At 61.4% G+C, this 14,303-nt stretch carries 18 protein-coding genes; 11 read left to right on the forward strand and 7 right to left on the reverse strand.

Going from position 1 to position 14,303, the window contains the following annotated elements; all coding sequences use genetic code 11:
- Positions 1 to 118: 118 nt before the first annotated feature.
- Positions 119 to 898, forward strand: coding sequence for an IclR family transcriptional regulator (locus AC0L25_RS14510; RefSeq protein ID WP_473596170.1), 780 nt, complete (start codon positions 119 to 121; stop codon positions 896 to 898).
- A gap of 49 nt (positions 899 to 947) precedes the next feature.
- Here AC0L25_RS14510 and AC0L25_RS14515 read toward each other — a convergent pair whose 3' ends face one another.
- Positions 948 to 1,487: a GNAT family N-acetyltransferase gene (locus AC0L25_RS14515; protein WP_473596123.1), complete on the reverse strand. Its 540-nt coding sequence runs from the start codon at positions 1,485 to 1,487 to the stop codon at positions 948 to 950.
- 224 nt (positions 1,488 to 1,711) lie between these two features.
- On the opposite strand from AC0L25_RS14515, the gene AC0L25_RS14520 reads away from it, so the two are divergent.
- Complete coding sequence (locus AC0L25_RS14520; protein ID WP_473596124.1) at positions 1,712 to 2,167, forward strand: DUF2214 family protein; 456 nt, start codon at positions 1,712 to 1,714, stop codon at positions 2,165 to 2,167.
- On the opposite strand, the gene nth is transcribed toward AC0L25_RS14520, so the two are convergent.
- Positions 2,161 to 2,964 carry an endonuclease III gene (gene nth / locus AC0L25_RS14525; protein WP_473596125.1) on the reverse strand — a complete coding sequence of 268 codons (804 nt, stop codon included), beginning with the start codon at positions 2,962 to 2,964 and terminating at the stop codon, positions 2,161 to 2,163. The two genes, AC0L25_RS14520 and nth, sit on opposite strands and share 7 nt — an antisense overlap.
- A 22-nt stretch (positions 2,965 to 2,986) precedes the next feature.
- Between nth and AC0L25_RS14530 the strand changes: the two genes are divergently transcribed.
- Positions 2,987 to 3,481, forward strand: a complete 495-nt coding sequence (locus tag AC0L25_RS14530; RefSeq protein WP_473596126.1) for a DUF2244 domain-containing protein — start codon at positions 2,987 to 2,989, stop codon at positions 3,479 to 3,481.
- Between the two features lie 2 nt (positions 3,482 to 3,483).
- On the opposite strand, the gene AC0L25_RS14535 is transcribed toward AC0L25_RS14530, so the two are convergent.
- Positions 3,484 to 3,831, reverse strand: coding sequence for a hypothetical protein (locus AC0L25_RS14535; RefSeq protein ID WP_473596127.1), 348 nt, complete (start codon positions 3,829 to 3,831; stop codon positions 3,484 to 3,486).
- A gap of 447 nt (positions 3,832 to 4,278) precedes the next feature.
- Between AC0L25_RS14535 and AC0L25_RS14540 the strand changes: the two genes are divergently transcribed.
- From AC0L25_RS14540 to AC0L25_RS14565, 6 genes are all read left to right on the forward strand, one after another.
- The gene (locus AC0L25_RS14540; protein WP_473596128.1) at positions 4,279 to 5,157 is read left to right on the forward strand and encodes a methylated-DNA--[protein]-cysteine S-methyltransferase; all 879 of its coding nucleotides are present in this window, start codon (positions 4,279 to 4,281) and stop codon (positions 5,155 to 5,157) included.
- A gap of 214 nt (positions 5,158 to 5,371) precedes the next feature.
- Complete coding sequence (locus AC0L25_RS14545) at positions 5,372 to 6,280, forward strand: ribokinase (protein WP_473596129.1); 909 nt, start codon at positions 5,372 to 5,374, stop codon at positions 6,278 to 6,280.
- Between the two features lie 9 nt (positions 6,281 to 6,289).
- Positions 6,290 to 7,738, forward strand: coding sequence for an amidase (locus tag AC0L25_RS14550; RefSeq protein WP_473596130.1), 1,449 nt, complete (start codon positions 6,290 to 6,292; stop codon positions 7,736 to 7,738).
- Between the two features lie 109 nt (positions 7,739 to 7,847).
- Entirely contained in the window at positions 7,848 to 8,462 is a 615-nt protein-coding gene (locus AC0L25_RS14555; protein ID WP_473596131.1) for a LysE family translocator, read from the forward strand.
- A gap of 135 nt (positions 8,463 to 8,597) precedes the next feature.
- Entirely contained in the window at positions 8,598 to 8,885 is a 288-nt protein-coding gene (locus AC0L25_RS14560; RefSeq protein ID WP_473596132.1) for a hypothetical protein, read from the forward strand.
- Positions 8,848 to 9,276, forward strand: coding sequence for a hypothetical protein (locus AC0L25_RS14565; protein ID WP_473596133.1), 429 nt, complete (start codon positions 8,848 to 8,850; stop codon positions 9,274 to 9,276). Before AC0L25_RS14560 ends, AC0L25_RS14565 begins: the two co-directional genes overlap by 38 nt.
- 19 nt (positions 9,277 to 9,295) lie before the next feature.
- Here the strand turns inward: AC0L25_RS14565 and AC0L25_RS14570 are convergent, their stop codons facing one another.
- Entirely contained in the window at positions 9,296 to 10,237 is a 942-nt protein-coding gene (locus AC0L25_RS14570; RefSeq protein ID WP_473596134.1) for a nucleoside hydrolase, read from the reverse strand.
- A 143-nt stretch (positions 10,238 to 10,380) separates the two neighbouring features.
- Here AC0L25_RS14570 and AC0L25_RS14575 point away from each other — a divergent pair, with 143 nt between their 5' ends.
- Both AC0L25_RS14575 and AC0L25_RS14580 read left to right on the forward strand, forming a co-directional pair.
- Positions 10,381 to 10,806, forward strand: a complete 426-nt coding sequence (locus AC0L25_RS14575) for an Hsp20 family protein (protein ID WP_473596135.1) — start codon at positions 10,381 to 10,383, stop codon at positions 10,804 to 10,806.
- Between the two features lie 155 nt (positions 10,807 to 10,961).
- On the forward strand, positions 10,962 to 11,216 hold the full coding sequence (locus AC0L25_RS14580; RefSeq protein WP_473596136.1) for a BQ00720 family protein: 255 nt from the start codon (positions 10,962 to 10,964) through the stop codon (positions 11,214 to 11,216).
- Between the two features lie 76 nt (positions 11,217 to 11,292).
- Here the strand turns inward: AC0L25_RS14580 and ptsN are convergent, their stop codons facing one another.
- From ptsN to rpoN, 3 genes are all read right to left on the reverse strand, one after another.
- Positions 11,293 to 11,757 carry a PTS IIA-like nitrogen regulatory protein PtsN gene (gene ptsN, locus AC0L25_RS14585; protein WP_258122202.1) on the reverse strand — a complete coding sequence of 155 codons (465 nt, stop codon included), beginning with the start codon at positions 11,755 to 11,757 and terminating at the stop codon, positions 11,293 to 11,295.
- An 84-nt stretch (positions 11,758 to 11,841) separates the two neighbouring features.
- Positions 11,842 to 12,426, reverse strand: a complete 585-nt coding sequence (gene hpf / locus AC0L25_RS14590; protein WP_258122201.1) for a ribosome hibernation-promoting factor, HPF/YfiA family — start codon at positions 12,424 to 12,426, stop codon at positions 11,842 to 11,844.
- Positions 12,427 to 12,694: 268 nt separating this feature from the next.
- The gene (gene rpoN, locus AC0L25_RS14595) at positions 12,695 to 14,221 is read right to left on the reverse strand and encodes an RNA polymerase factor sigma-54 (protein ID WP_473596137.1); all 1,527 of its coding nucleotides are present in this window, start codon (positions 14,219 to 14,221) and stop codon (positions 12,695 to 12,697) included.
- Positions 14,222 to 14,303: the final 82 nt, after the last annotated feature.

Consider the following 14,303-nt stretch of genomic DNA (forward strand, 5'->3'; position numbering starts at 1 on the left):
CTTTGCTTCGTTCTGTCAACAGGAACGGCATTCTACTGGACAGAACTATCTGCACGCGGCATAGTTGTTCCGATCGGCCCTTCTGTCCAACTGGGAACGGAACGACGTGGTCAAGCAGATGACCGTAACACAATCCAGGCCTGCGTCGACCAACGGCGTTGCCGCGCTCGACCGTGCGATCGCCATCCTCGATGCTTTCGCTACCGCCGACCGGTCGCTCAGCCTTGCCGAAATCGCGGCGCGGACCGGCCTGTACAAGAGTACGATCCTGAGGCTGGCGAACTCGTTGCTGCGCGGGCAGCTGCTGGAGCGTCTCGACGACGGCCGCTACCGCGTCGGCCCTGCCACCTTCCGACTGGGCGCCCTATACCAGCGTTCGGTTGTGGCGATCGACATCCTGCTGCCGATCATGCGCGATCTGGCCGAGCGAAGCTGGGAAAGCGTCGCTTTCTATGTCCGTTCGGGCGACGTGCGCACCTGTCTCTACCGCGTCGAGTCCAAGCATCCCATCCGCTACACCATACGGGAAGGCGACGTGCTGCCGTTGCTGGCCGGTTCAGGCGGCCGCGTGCTTGCGGCGTTTTCCGGTCAGCAGGGCGAGCCTTACGAGACGATCCGCAAGACCTATCATTGTTTGTCGGTCGGCGACCGCGACCCCGAGACGGCGGGCGTCTCGGCACCGGTGTTCGGACCGGGGCACACCTTGCTCGGGGCATTGACGCTGTCCGGCCCGAGCACGCGCGTCGACGCGGCCTTTCTCCAGCGCATGAAACATCCGCTGATTGAGGCAGCCGCGCGTGCCACCCGCGCTTTTGGCGAAGACGCCTCGATGCTAGAACAGGCGGCCCGCAAAGCCGGCGCCGAAGCGGAAGGTCCGATGCTGAAGCGGAAGGCGTAGAAAGCCTCGATTCGGCCTGATCAGAACCACAGGACGACAGGCAGCACCCTCAAGCCTGCCGTTCCAGCAGGATCGTCGCATCGTCGTGATAGGAGGTCCGCAGCACTTCCCTGTAGCCGCATTTTGCCGCGACGTTCAATGAAGCGGTGTTTTCCGGATCGATGATGCAGACCGTCCTTGCGCGCCCGAATGCCTCGTCGCCCCAGGCGAGAACCCGTGCGACGACTTCGCTAGCGAACCCTTTGCCATGTGCGCTCGGGGCCAGTGCCCAGCCGGCTTCCGGAACGCCTTCGATCGAAGGCACCATGTCGCGCTTCAGATCGTGAAAGCCGGCCTCGCCGATGAAGCGGCCGGATGCCTTGTCCTCGATCGCCCAAAAGCCGTAGCCCAGCAGCGACCACAGGCCGGCATGACGCAGGAAGCGCATCCAGCTTTCCTCTCGCGTGCGCGGCTTGCCGCCGATGAAGCGGGTGACGGCCGGATCGGCCCACATGGCGACGTAGGCATCGAAATCATCGAGCTGGTGTGACCGCAGCACGGTGCGCGGCGTTTCGATGACGGGAGCGACGAGCGTCTGTGGGTTGATCATATGTCATGCCTCGGTTGCGTTTGCCTGTGCTTAGTGCATGTCGCCCAGTGCTCGGTGATTTGGGGACAGCGATATGCGACAGAGATCCAATCGCCTGCACCAGACAAGAGCCAAAGCCTGTGCAGATCATCTCCCAGCCATGTGAATCCTGTCCGGCGGTGCTAGTTTTCACCGGCAACTGATTCAGCGCGTCCGCTGTGCCGTCCGACGGAGGGAAAAAGGGCATGGATACCACCGATCTTCTGCTTGCCATCTTTCATCATCTGCTGGTGTTTTCACTGGCAGGCATCATCGGCGCCGAATTTGTCTTGATCCGTGGCGATCTGCCCGCCGCGACGCTCCGGCGGCTTGTCGGCATCGATCGCCATTATGGCATCATCGCAATGCTGATTATCGTCGTCGGCATCGGCCGCGTCATCTACGGCCTGAAGGGCTGGGAATTCTACGTCTACAACTGGGTGTTCTGGGCAAAGATGGCGGCCTTCGTCATCGTCGGCCTGTTGTCGATCATCCCGACGATCCGCTTTGTTTCCTGGAACAGGCAGGCCTCGGCCAGTCCCGGTTTCCAGGTGCCGGCGGCGCAACTTGTATCCGTTCGAACTTATGTCCGCGCCGAAGCCTTGATCTTCCTGCTGATCCCGGTCTTCGCCGCGGCGATGGCGCGCGGCTACGGCTACTGAATTTCGCCTACCGGTTCGAGTGGCGCAATTTCGACCAGCGGCGCCGGAACATCATTCGTCTTCTCCTCGGCCTTGCAGATGTCGGCGATGACACAGACCGGACAATCCGGTTTGCGCGCCTTGCAGACATAGCGCCCATGCAGGATCAGCCAGTGATGCGCGTGCCGCATATATTCGTCCGGGATGATCCTCAACAGCCCCTGTTCGACCTGCTCCGGCGTCTTGCCGGGCGCCAGCCCGAGCCGGTTTCCAATGCGGAAGATGTGCGTGTCGACCGCCATCGTATGCTGGCCAAAGGCCATGTTGAGCACGACATTGGCGCTCTTGCGCCCGACGCCCGGCAGCTTGACCAGCCGGTCGCGGTCGTCAGGCACCTCGCCGCCATGGTCGCGGATCAGCGCTTCCGACAGCGCAATGACGTTCTTAGCCTTGTTGCGCCAAAGCCCGACGGTGCGGATATACTCGCCGAGCTTAGCCTCGCCGAGCGCCAGCATCTTTTGCGGCGTGTCGGCGACCTTGAACAGCGCCCGCGTTGCTTTGTTGACGCCGACATCGGTCGCCTGTGCCGAAAGCACCACCGCCACCAGCAGCGTGAAGGCGTTGACATGTTCGAGCTCGCCCTTCGGCTCGGGCCGCTGAACGGAAAAGCGTCGGAAAATCTCGTGCACCTCGGCCGGGCTGTACAGCGAATGGGACCGCACCGGCCGGGCACGCGGTTTGGCGTTCGAGCCGTCGCGTCGGCCGGGGGGCAGTTCATTTTCGGGCGTGGAGGAATTTTTGGACTTGGGGCTCGTCATCCTCTTCCTATAATATCCCGGCATGAGCGACACAAACGCCTCATTTCAGGCCGACGAGCCATTCTTCCAGGCGTTGCTGATACCGCATCGGTCGCTGGGCAAAACCGGCTTTGCCATCCTGATGGGCGCCCTGCTGTTCGGCTCGTTGGTGACCGGAGCGTTTTTCCTGTCGCGCGGCGCCTGGCCGGTATTCGGCTTCTTGGGTCTCGACCTGATTGCCGTCTACATCGCCTTTCGCGCCAATTATCGTGCCGCCCGCGCCCGCGACGAAGTGTCGGTCTCGCGCACCAGTCTCAATATCCGCAAGACCGCGCCATCAGGCAAATCGGAAGCGCATCGCTTCAATCCGTTCTGGGCGCGTTTTTCGGTCGCCCGCCACGCCGAGATCGGCATCACCAGGATGGCGGTGGAAGCACAAGGCCAGAATGTGCCGATCGGCGGTTTCCTCAATCCCGACGACCGCGAGAGCTTTGCCACTGCTTTTTCAAGGGCACTGGCGACCGCGAAAGCACGCTAGATTCAGGTGACTGGCCGTTTCCAGCCGCCAGCGTAGATAAGCCAAAAAATCAGACCGGCCATCGCGCCCAGCGTCGCGGTAGACAGCACGTCCGATGCCAGCTCCCAATAACCACATAAAGTGCGCGTGCCATTCGCTATGATTTGGCAGCCTGTTATCCAAAAGTTGGTCGTCTCATTTTTGGGCAAGAATTCCGGAAAAATATTGAACAATGCTCCGATTGCGGCAGCGAACCCTATCGTTACCCACGGCGAGAAATTCTGAGCCATCTCAGAAGAATGTAGAGCGGGATCCCAAACAGTATTGCGAAAGACCATGCAAAAATGGTTGCGGTCTTCAATACCGCCCAAAATTGGCTCGTGTATACAAGACTTTCATTCAATCCGTGGTAAAAAACGACGATGCACAATTCTCGAAGAATCTCGATTGCCACCGCAATTGGAGGGGCCAGAAAAAAAGCCGCTGCTGCCCGTGCATCTTGCTTCATTCCATAGGATCCGTCTTTCCGACAAACTCGCATTAAGTTTGTTGTCGAGCAACAAGCGCGAAGCGCAGGGGAAGTTATTTCAGAATCGATATCGCAACATCCTGCCGATTTACCCAGCGGCGGGATGTAGCTCCAAAGCCGGATGAACAGGAGCAGCATCGCTTTTCCTCGATGCGATGCACTTTCTTGCCAGCCATGCATGCCTCTTCAGCTCGAGCCAAATCTGTCTGGATGCACATGACGAGAAGGCAAGTTTCGGGTGGTGATCGGAGCCGCGAAGGGCGATATTCACGCCCAAGGAGATAGTCCCATGAACGCACAGACAGCTATTCTGAAGAAAGACATCACACCTGAAGGCAGTGACTACGAAGTTGTTCGGCGCGCGATCGAGAAGATCAGCCTTGACTACCGTGACCAGCCGTCGCTCGAAATACTGGCCGAGGAGGTCGGCGAGACGCCGACCGGCCTGCAGAAGCTCTTCACCCGCTGGGCCGGCCTGTCGCCCAAGGCATTCCTCCAGGCGGTCACGCTCGACCACGCGCGCAGACTGCTCGATTCCGGCATGCCGCTGCTCGAGGCTTCTTTCGAAGTCGGCATGTCAGGCCCCGGCCGGTTGCACGACCTTTTCGTCACCCACGAGGCGATGTCGCCGGGTGACTATAAGACGCGCGGCGCCGGGCTGACGATCCGCTACGGCTATCATATTTCGCCCTTCGGCATCGCCCTGATCATGGTCACCGATCGCGGCCTTGCCGGCCTCGCCTTCAGCGATGCCGGCGGCGAGCGTGCGGCTTTCGCCGACATGTCCAGCCGCTGGCCGAACGCAAACTATGTCGAGGACATGGCCGCGACGGCGCCCTATGCTGCGCGCATCTTCGATCCGGCGCTGTGGCGCGCCGACCAACCGCTGCGCGTCGTCATGATCGGCACCGACTTCCAGGTCCGCGTCTGGGAAGCCCTGCTGCGCATCCCGATGGGCAAGGCCTGCACCTATTCCTCGATAGCCGCCCGCATCGGCGCACCGAGCGCCAGCCGGGCGGTGGGTGCCGCGGTCGGCGCCAATCCGATGTCCTTCGTAGTGCCGTGTCACCGGGCTCTCGGCAAGTCCGGCGCGCTCACTGGCTACCACTGGGGCCTGACCCGCAAGCGAGCCATCCTTGGCTGGGAAGCGGGACAGGTCGGATCTTGATGACACGTCCATCGATTCGGGCCGGCAGCGCGGGTTGGTCTCGGCGCGGTCTGGCAAGCAGCGGCCTTACGGAGTAGCTTCCCGTGCAATTAGAGCGACGTGCGTCCATTCGGACGCACAAAGTACGCTCTAACACTTTAATTCTACGCCTCGTGCTTTCCGAAAACCGATTCCGATTTTCGGAAACCACGATGCGTCAGCAGGGAGGCACCACTTGATCATCGTTATCGGCTCGATCAACCTCGATCTTATCGCCAATGTCGACCGCTTGCCCGCACCGGGCGAGACGGTTCGGGGCTCCGGCTTTACCACCGCACCCGGCGGCAAGGGCGCCAACCAGGCGCTGGCCGCCGCGCGCGCCGGCGCCAAGGTGCACATGGTCGGCGCGGTCGGCAAGGACAACTTCGCCACTGAAGCGCTGGCGCTGTTGCGGGACGGCAAGATCGATCTATCCGGTGTCGGTGAAACCTTCGCCTCGACCGGCACCGCATTGATCATGGTCGCCGACGACGGCGAGAACGTGATTGCTGTGGTACCGGGCGCCAATGATTCGGTCGTGACAGGGGACCTTTCCAAGGCTTTCATGAAGAAGGGCGATGTCGTGCTCTTGCAGCAGGAGATACCGCTGCAGACTGTCGATGCAGCACTGGACGCGGCCCGGACTGCAGGCGCGGTCACCGTGCTCAACACGGCACCATTCCGTGGCGAGGCGGCCGCCTTCCTCGGCAAGGCCGACTATGTCGTCGCCAACGAGACCGAATTCGACCTCTATGGCGAGGCGCTTTCGCTGAGCGGCCGCGATCGCCCGGCGCGGATGCGCGATTACGCCGGGAAGACCGGCCGTACAATCGTCGTCACGCTCGGCGGTGACGGCGTTCTGGCTGCCACGCCGGCCGATCTTCTGATGGTTCCGGCGCTGAAGATCACCCCTGTCGATACGGTCGGCGCCGGCGACACGTTTTGCGGCTATTTCGCCGCCGGGCTGTCATCCGGCCTGCCGCTCGATCAGGCGCTCGCCCGTGCTGCTGCTGCTGGTTCGCTCGCTTGCCTGAAGCCCGGCGCCCAACCGGCGATCCCGCTGGCGAAGGACGTCGACGCGGCGCTGCAAAAATCCGCCAGCTAGGTGAGAGCCATGCGCCCGGCCACGAAACACGCCGTGCCGCCTGCCGGCGATATCTGCCGCCTGTCCGCCGTGGATCTTGCCGACGCGATCAGGCGTCGTCAGCTGTCCGTGCGCGAGGTGGTGACGGCATTCCTCGACCGGATCGAAGCCGTGAACCCGCTGGTCAATGCCATCGTCTCGCTGCGCGACCGTGCCGACACCTTGCGCGAGGCCGACAAGGCCGACGCGCATCTGGCGCATGCAGGGCATGCCGGACCGCTGTTCGGCCTGCCGATCGCCATCAAGGATCTCGCGCAAACCAGGGGCCTCAGGACCAGCTTCGGCTCGCCGATCTTCGCCGATTTCGTGCCGCAGGAAGACGATTTCTTCGTCGAGCGCATCCGCAAGGCTGGCGCCATCATCATCGGCAAGACCAATGTTCCCGAATTCGGCCTTGGCTCCAACACCTACAACACCGTGTTCGGCCCGACGCTCAATGCTTTCGACCCGGCCTTGACCGCCGGCGGTTCGAGCGGCGGCGCGGCGGTCGCGCTGGCGCTCGACATGGTGCCTGTCGCCGACGGCAGCGACTTTGGCGGCTCGCTGCGCAACCCGGCCGCCTACAACAATGTCTATGGCTTCCGTCCGTCGCAGGGACTTGTCCCGGCCGGCCCCGAGCTTGACGTCTTTCACGCGCAGATGGGCGTCGAAGGGCCGATGGGCCGCAGCGTGCGCGACATGGCGCTGCTGCTCGACGAGCAGGCCGGCTACGACCCTCGCGCGCCGCTCTCACATCACAAGCAGGACTGCTTCCTACGGGGACTGCAAACGCCAACGGCCGGCGGCCGCATCGCTTGGTTCGGCGATCTCGGTGGTCATCTGCCGGTCGAACCCGGCATCCTTGGTCTTTGCGAGGCCGCTCTCAGCCGATTCGCCGAAATATCCTTTCAGACCGAAGCGCTGGTGCCGGATTTCGACTTCGAAGCGCTGTGGCAGGCCTTTGTAACGCTGCGCCAGGCGAGCAGCGGTTGCGCGCTCAAGGCGCATTACGACGATCCCTTGAAACGCAGTCTTCTGAAGCTGGAGGCCGTGTGGGAGGTGGAACATGCGCTACAGCTCACGGCGCCGCAGATCTACGCTGCCACGGTGAGGCGCTCGTCTTGGCACAAAACCCTCCTGTCGCTCTTCGCCCGCTTCGACCTGATTGCGCTGCCAACCGCCCAGGTCTTTCCCTTCAATGTCGTCACCCACTGGCCAAGGGAAGTGGCGGGCCGGACCATGGACAGCTATCACCGCTGGATGCAGGTTTCCGCGCTCGCTACGCTGGGCGGCTGCCCGGCGGTGAACGTACCGGCGGGCTTCGATGCCAGAGGCAGGCCAATGGGCATGCAACTGATCGGGCAGCCGCGCGGCGACATGGCCGTGTTGAGAGCAGCGGCAGCCTACGAGACGACGTTGCCGTGGCAGGCCGGCGTCTAAATCCAGGTCAAGGTTGCCAGCGACATATGCGGCCGGCTTGCACCGGCGTTGCTGTCATGCATTGATCACGGTCGGCCGCGTCGCAAGCCGCATATTGTCGAGGAAAACCATGTCGCTGGAACTCTACGCTACCTATGTCGTTGCCTGTATCGTCATTGTCCTGGTGCCTGGACCGACGGTCACGCTGATCATCGCCAACAGCATCCGCCATGGCTCCCGCGCCGGCCTCGCCAATGTCGCCGGCACGCAGGCCGGGCTGGCCATCATGATTGCCATTGTCGGCATCGGATTGACTTCGCTGATCGCGGGCATGGGCCATTGGTTCGAATGGGTCAGGCTGATCGGCGCTGCCTATCTGATCTGGATGGGTGTGCAGATGTTTCGCTCCAAGGGCAAGTTGAACGCCGACGGATCGGCGAAGACACCGCGCGGCGGCTTCTTCCTGCAAGGCCTGCTGGTGGCGATCAGCAATCCTAAGACGCTGGTGTTTTTCGGCGCGTTTTTTCCGCAGTTCATCGCCCCTGATGGCAACTACGCGATGCAGATCGGCGTCATGGGTCTCACCGCTCTGATCTTCGCCGCCGTGTCGGATTCGACCTTCGCGCTCGCCGCCGGCCGCGCCGGACGCCTGCTCTCGGCCGGCCGCATCAAGCTCATGTCCAGAATCAGCGGCAGCTTTCTGGTCGGCGGCGGCTTGTGGCTGGCGTTTTCAAAGGCGAAGTAACGGCCGCGAGCCCGGCGTCACCAACAGTAACATCGCCGGAACAAAAAGGGCTGATTGAAAGTCAGCCTTCGTGCCACCACATGAATCTGCGCTGAGGGATTCATGTCTATGCCGTGGACTTATGCGGATTTGAAAATGAACGCGTTTGGCGTGATCCTGCTCATCACTTTGTTCGCGGTGATGGTTCCGTCGGCTCTGAACAAATGGGCGAACGACGCGAGCCCGATCCGGTCGGTTGATGCGATCGACGCAATGATCAAAAGCGGACAGGGCAAGGGTCAGAATATCATGTATTTACTGTTCCTTGAGAATGGTTCGTCGTTCCTCATTTGCGACGATCACCCACGCTTGATCGGCTCAAACGTCAGACTTGAGCGCGTTACGCGTGACAACGGCTCCATCTCTTACCGGTTCGCAAATTGAACGGCGGCGTGAATGGGCCAAACAAGGCTTTCCCTTAGAAATCGTTTTCTTCTACTCAACAAGAGTACCGCGACACCATTGTCGGCGTCTCGTTGTTTTGCGCCATCATTTTGGTGATAGCCATATCGATTGTGACGCGGCATATCAGCCCGATTGTGGCTTGCAAAAAGTTATGGGCGTCGTCGAAAACGTCACGACGACGCCTCTTAGTCCCAAAGCCATTGTCGGCCGGGGAATCCGTTACGTGTACCAAGTCCGTCTGCGCGACAGCGGGATACTGGTGTTCGTGCAAGGCGAAGTGGTCTCACCACATATGATCGGATCGGAAGTTTCGATCCAACAGCAGCATCACCTAAACGGTACCGACACATACCGATTGCTCAACGAATGAGCGGCGCCCGTGAGCGGCTCTAAAGCCGTCCCAGTCTTTCCAGCAGCAGCGCGAAAAACGCATCATGGTCGATGTCGCGCATCACCATGGCGTTGGTCGGCCGCTTGGTCACGCCCCACCAGTCGATCACGGTCATGCCCATCGTGAGCTCCGAGGCGATTTCCACGGTGACGTTGCAGTTGCGGCCGCTGAACAACTCCGGCTTCAACAGATAGGCGATGACGCAAGGGTCGTGCAGCGGTCCGCCGTCGGTGCCGTATTTCTCCTCGTCGAAGCGCTCGAAGAATTCCAGCATCTCCGTCGTAGCTGTGCCGACCCTGGTGCCGAGCTTGCGGAAGGCCTGGGTGCGCTTGGCCGTGGTCAGCGCCTTGTGGGTGACGTCGAGCGGCATCATGACGATCGGGATGCCGGATTTGAACACGACATCGGCGGCATGCGGGTCGACATAGATGTTGAATTCGGCGGTTGGGGTGACGTTGCCGCCTTCAAAGAAGCCGCCGCCCATCAGCACGATCTCCTTGATGCGCGGCGCGATCTTCGGCTCGCGGATCAGCGCCAGCGCAACGTTGGTGAGCGGTCCGAGCGCGCAGAGCGTGATCGTGCCGCTCTCTTCCCTCATCAGTGTCTCGACGATGAAATCGACCGCATACTGGTCCTGCAACTTCATTGTCGGCTCGGGCAATTGCGGTCCGTTGAGACCGGTCTCGCCATGCACCTCCTCGGCGGTGACCAGTTCGCGCGCCAGCGGTCGGATGGCGCCGGCATAGACCTTGATGTCGGGCCTGCCGGCCAGTTCGCAGATCTTGCGTGCGTTCTTTTCGGTGAGCCTCAGCGGCACGTTGCCGGCGACGGCGGTCATGCCGACGATCTCCAGCTCGGCGCTGCCGAGCGCCAGCAATATGGCGACGGCGTCATCCTGGCCGGGATCCGTGTCGATGATGATCTTGCGGGATTGGGGCATTTCAATTCCTTGTTTGGGGAGTCTTTTTGGGCGGGGCTTTTGACGGCTTGAACTTGACCGCGGGGCGGACCATATCAAGACCATCGGGAAAAATGCCATCTGGGTTTTTCCGCTTTATGTCGCTCTTGAGAGGACAGTGTAACATGAGCCGAATGACGCCTTTTTCCAGCCCGCTTCTCCTGGGTTTCGATGCCATGGAAAAGACCTTGGAGCGTTTGGCGAAGTCGGGTGACAGCTATCCTCCCTATAACATCGAGCGCCTCAGCGGCGTCGACGGCAAGGCCGAAAGGCTGCGCATCACGCTCGCTGTCGCCGGTTTCGCCGAAAACGATCTCGATGTGACCACGGAGGAGAACCAGTTGGTCGTGCGCGGCCGTCAGAACGACGACACCGAGCGCGAATTTCTTCATCGCGGCATTGCTGCGCGCCAGTTCCAGCGCTGTTTCGTGCTGGCCGACGGCATGCGGGTGATCGCGGCGGAGCTGAAGAACGGCCTTTTGTCAATCGATCTCGATCGGCCCGAGTCCGAGCGGCTGGTACGGAAAATAAACATATCGGTGAAAGACTGATCTTTACCACTGCATCGGCCGGAAAATCGGGATCGATTTTTCCAAAAGTACGATGCAGCAAATTGAAGTGTTAGAGCGTTCTTTGGACACACGGCGCTCTAATGGCTCTCATGCGAGGCGGCCTTGAGCGGCGTCCTCGCGCCAAGGAGGCTTAAATGACCAGAACTGACGAAAATCTTATGACCAGCGGCGAATTCGCCCATCTCGGCGAAGGCTCGGTCGCCTATCTCAGGAAGGTGTCGAGCGACGATCTGCGCGGCCGTTTCCCGGGCCTCGGCGAAATCGCGCCCGGCCTGGAACTGTGGGCCCTGTTTGCCGCCAACGGCCAGCCGATCCTGCTTTCGGACGCTCGCGATCGGGCGCTGGCTGGCGCCTTGGAAAACGACCTGATCCCCCTCGCCATCCACTGACAATACGGCACAGCGATCTGGTTGGAAAACGGACAGGGCCGCTCGCGGCGGCCCTTCAACGGATCGAATCAAAAACTCAGGCCGCGTGCGAGGCCTGCGTGTCCGACAAAAGCGCGTGGATCGCTGCGGCGTCGCGGGTGCCCCTGATCTTGGCCACCGTGTCAGCGTCGCGCAGCACCCGCGCGATGCGCGACAGCGCCTTGAGGTGGTCGGCGCCGGCGCCTTCGGGCGCCAAAAGCAGGAACACCAGATCGACCGGCTGGTCGTCCAGCGCCTCGAAATCGACCGGCGTCTCCAGTCGGGCGAAAACCCCGGCGATCCGCTTCACCCCGGCCAGCTTGCCATGCGGAATGGCAATGCCGTTGCCGACACCGGTCGAGCCCAGCCGCTCACGCTGCAGGATGGTGTCGAACACCTCCCGTTCCGGAATGCCGGAAATCGCAGCTCCCCTTTCGGACAGCATTTGCAGCAGTTGCTTCTTGGAGTTCGCCTTCAACGCCGGCAAGATCGCCGGAACGTTGATAAGATCGCTCAGATCCATACTTGAAAATCCCTTGTTCGCCTGCCGTCGCCAGCCCTCACTCTCGCGTGCGGCTGGTGCCTTATCCCGGTGCGGCCTTGGCCGTCATCCCTGCGCGACTTTGGTCGTAGACGGGTCAATCCAGCCGATATTTCCGTCCGGCCGGCGATAGACGATATTGAGATGCTCGTTTCCAGCATTGCGGAAGACGAGAACCGGGCTGTCCTTGGTGTCGAGCTCGATCACAGCTGACGCCACCGACATGGTCCGCAGCGTCATGGTTGATTCGGCGACGATGGCTGGCGCGAAATTCTCCGGTATTTCCTCGTCGTCGTCGGCAAGCGGCGCCATCACCGTATAGGCGATGTCGGTGAGTTCGCCATTGGCATTGCCTGAATTATGCGACTTCAGCCGACGCTTATAGCGCCGAAGTCGGGTTTCGAGGCGATCCGCCGCGGCCTCGAAAGCGAGCGTCGGGTCCTGGGCTTCACCGGTCGCCTGCAGCGAAGCGCCGGAATCCAGCCGGATCATGCAATCGGCCGTGTAGCGAGATCCCGATTTGACGACTACAATTTGCCCTGAAAAGCCCCGATCGAAATATTTCCCGATCACTTCTCCGACACGGTCGTTGATGCGCGTGCGGAACGCATCGCCGATATCCATGTGTTTTCCTGATATGCGCAGTGTCATCTGAAAACTGACCTTCCTTGCTCAGGCTTCAAACTGCTCCGAGTTTATACCCGTGGTCTGTGCGCACAAGCTTTGCGGCGTCACTTGCGCCGATTTTAAATCCGAACTTTCCGGTTGATCACAAGCCGCCTTCTTTGACCGTCCCGTGGCCAACGTTGTGACGGACCATCCGCATGCGGGCAGTAGCCCGTCCCATGCGGGCGGGCTTCTAGCCACTTCATTGCGGCTTGTCAATGAAGCGCGAAAGCTGTGGAAATTCCGTCGGAGATCAACGTCCGGCGCTGGCCAAAGCGCGTTTCTCACGCCGCCGCTGCACCGACGAAGGAATATTCATGCCCTCCCGATACTTGGCGACCGTGCGCCTGGCGATATCGACGCCACTTTCCCGCAACATATCTACAATCGCGTCGTCGGAAAGCACGTCGGCAGGCTTCTCCTCGTCGATCAACTGCTTGATGCGGTCGCGCACTGCTTCAGATGAATGCGCGTCGCCGCCACCCGACGAAGCGATCGAAGCGGTGAAGAAATAGCGCAGTTCGAACACACCACGCGGCGTCAGCATGTACTTGTTAGCGGTGACCCGGCTGACGGTCGATTCGTGCATGCCGATCGCGTCGGCCACCGTGCGCAGGTTGAGCGGCTTCAGGTGACGCACGCCATGGACGAGGAAGGCGTCCTGCTGGCGCACGATTTCTGAGGCAACCTTAAGGATGGTCTTCGCCCGCTGGTCGAGGCTGCGCGTCAGCCAATTGGCGTTTTGCAGGCATTCCGCCAAGAAATCCTTTTCCGTTTGGTTTTTCGCATGCGGTGATACCTGGGCGAAATAGATATGGTCGACCAGCACGCGCGGCAGCGTTTCGGGGTTGAGTTCGATCACCCAGCTTCCGTCATTAGCCGCCCGCACTTCGACATCAGCGATGATCGCGTCGCTGGCGCCGCCCGAAAACGCCATCCCCGGGCGCGGATCGAGCGCACGTATCTCGGCCAGCATGTCTAGCAGATCCTCCTCGTCGACCCCACAAATCCGTTTCAGTGTCTGGAAATCGCGCCGCGCCAGGAGTTCGAGATTGGCGATCAAAGCCTTCATCGCCGGATCGAGCCGGTCGCGGACGGCAAGCTGCAGCGACAGGCATTCGGCGAGGTCACGGGCAAAGATGCCGGGGGGCTCGAATGTCTGGCAGACAGCGAGCGCATTCGTCACCGCCGCTCCGTCGGTGCCGAGACGGGCGGCGATCTCAGCCATGTCGGCGCGCATGTAGCCGGCCTCGTCGAGGCCATCGGCCAGTTCGCCGGCGATCAGGCGTGCTGCCGGGTCGGCGAAGGCAAGCGCGACCTGTTCGCCGACATGCTCGCGTAACGTGATGGCGGCGGCCGCCATGTCTCCGACGTCGAAGCCGTCCGACGAGGACGCGGAACTGTTGCCGGAGGCCGATTTCCATTGGGCCGTCAGGTCGGGACCGAGCCGCTCGCTGGTGCCGGGGTCGTCGGGAAACAGGTTTTCCAGCGAAGTGTCGAGCTTTTCCGAGATCGCCTCGGAGCTCCACGCCGTTTCCTGCTCGAACCAGTCGCCGTCGGTGGTCGTTTCCGGCGCGGCATCGATCTTCTGCGCCTGGTCGCTGACGGCATCGTCCTGCGGCTCGGCGCGATCGAGCAGAGGATTGCGCTCGATCTCGTCGTCGATGAAGCGTTCCAGTTCGACGTGGGTGAACTGCAGCAGCCGGATCGACTGCATGAGTTGCGGCGTCATCACCAGCGACTGGGATTGTCGTAGCTGTAGTTTTGCCGCCAACGCCATGGTTCGGTTTCAAACGCCCTGTCTACGCATCCGGACTGCCGGAAGGAGTTGGGCATAGAAACTGGCCCGGCTTTTGCTTGTC

It is taken from the genome of Mesorhizobium sp. WSM4813, from assembly GCF_055811555.1.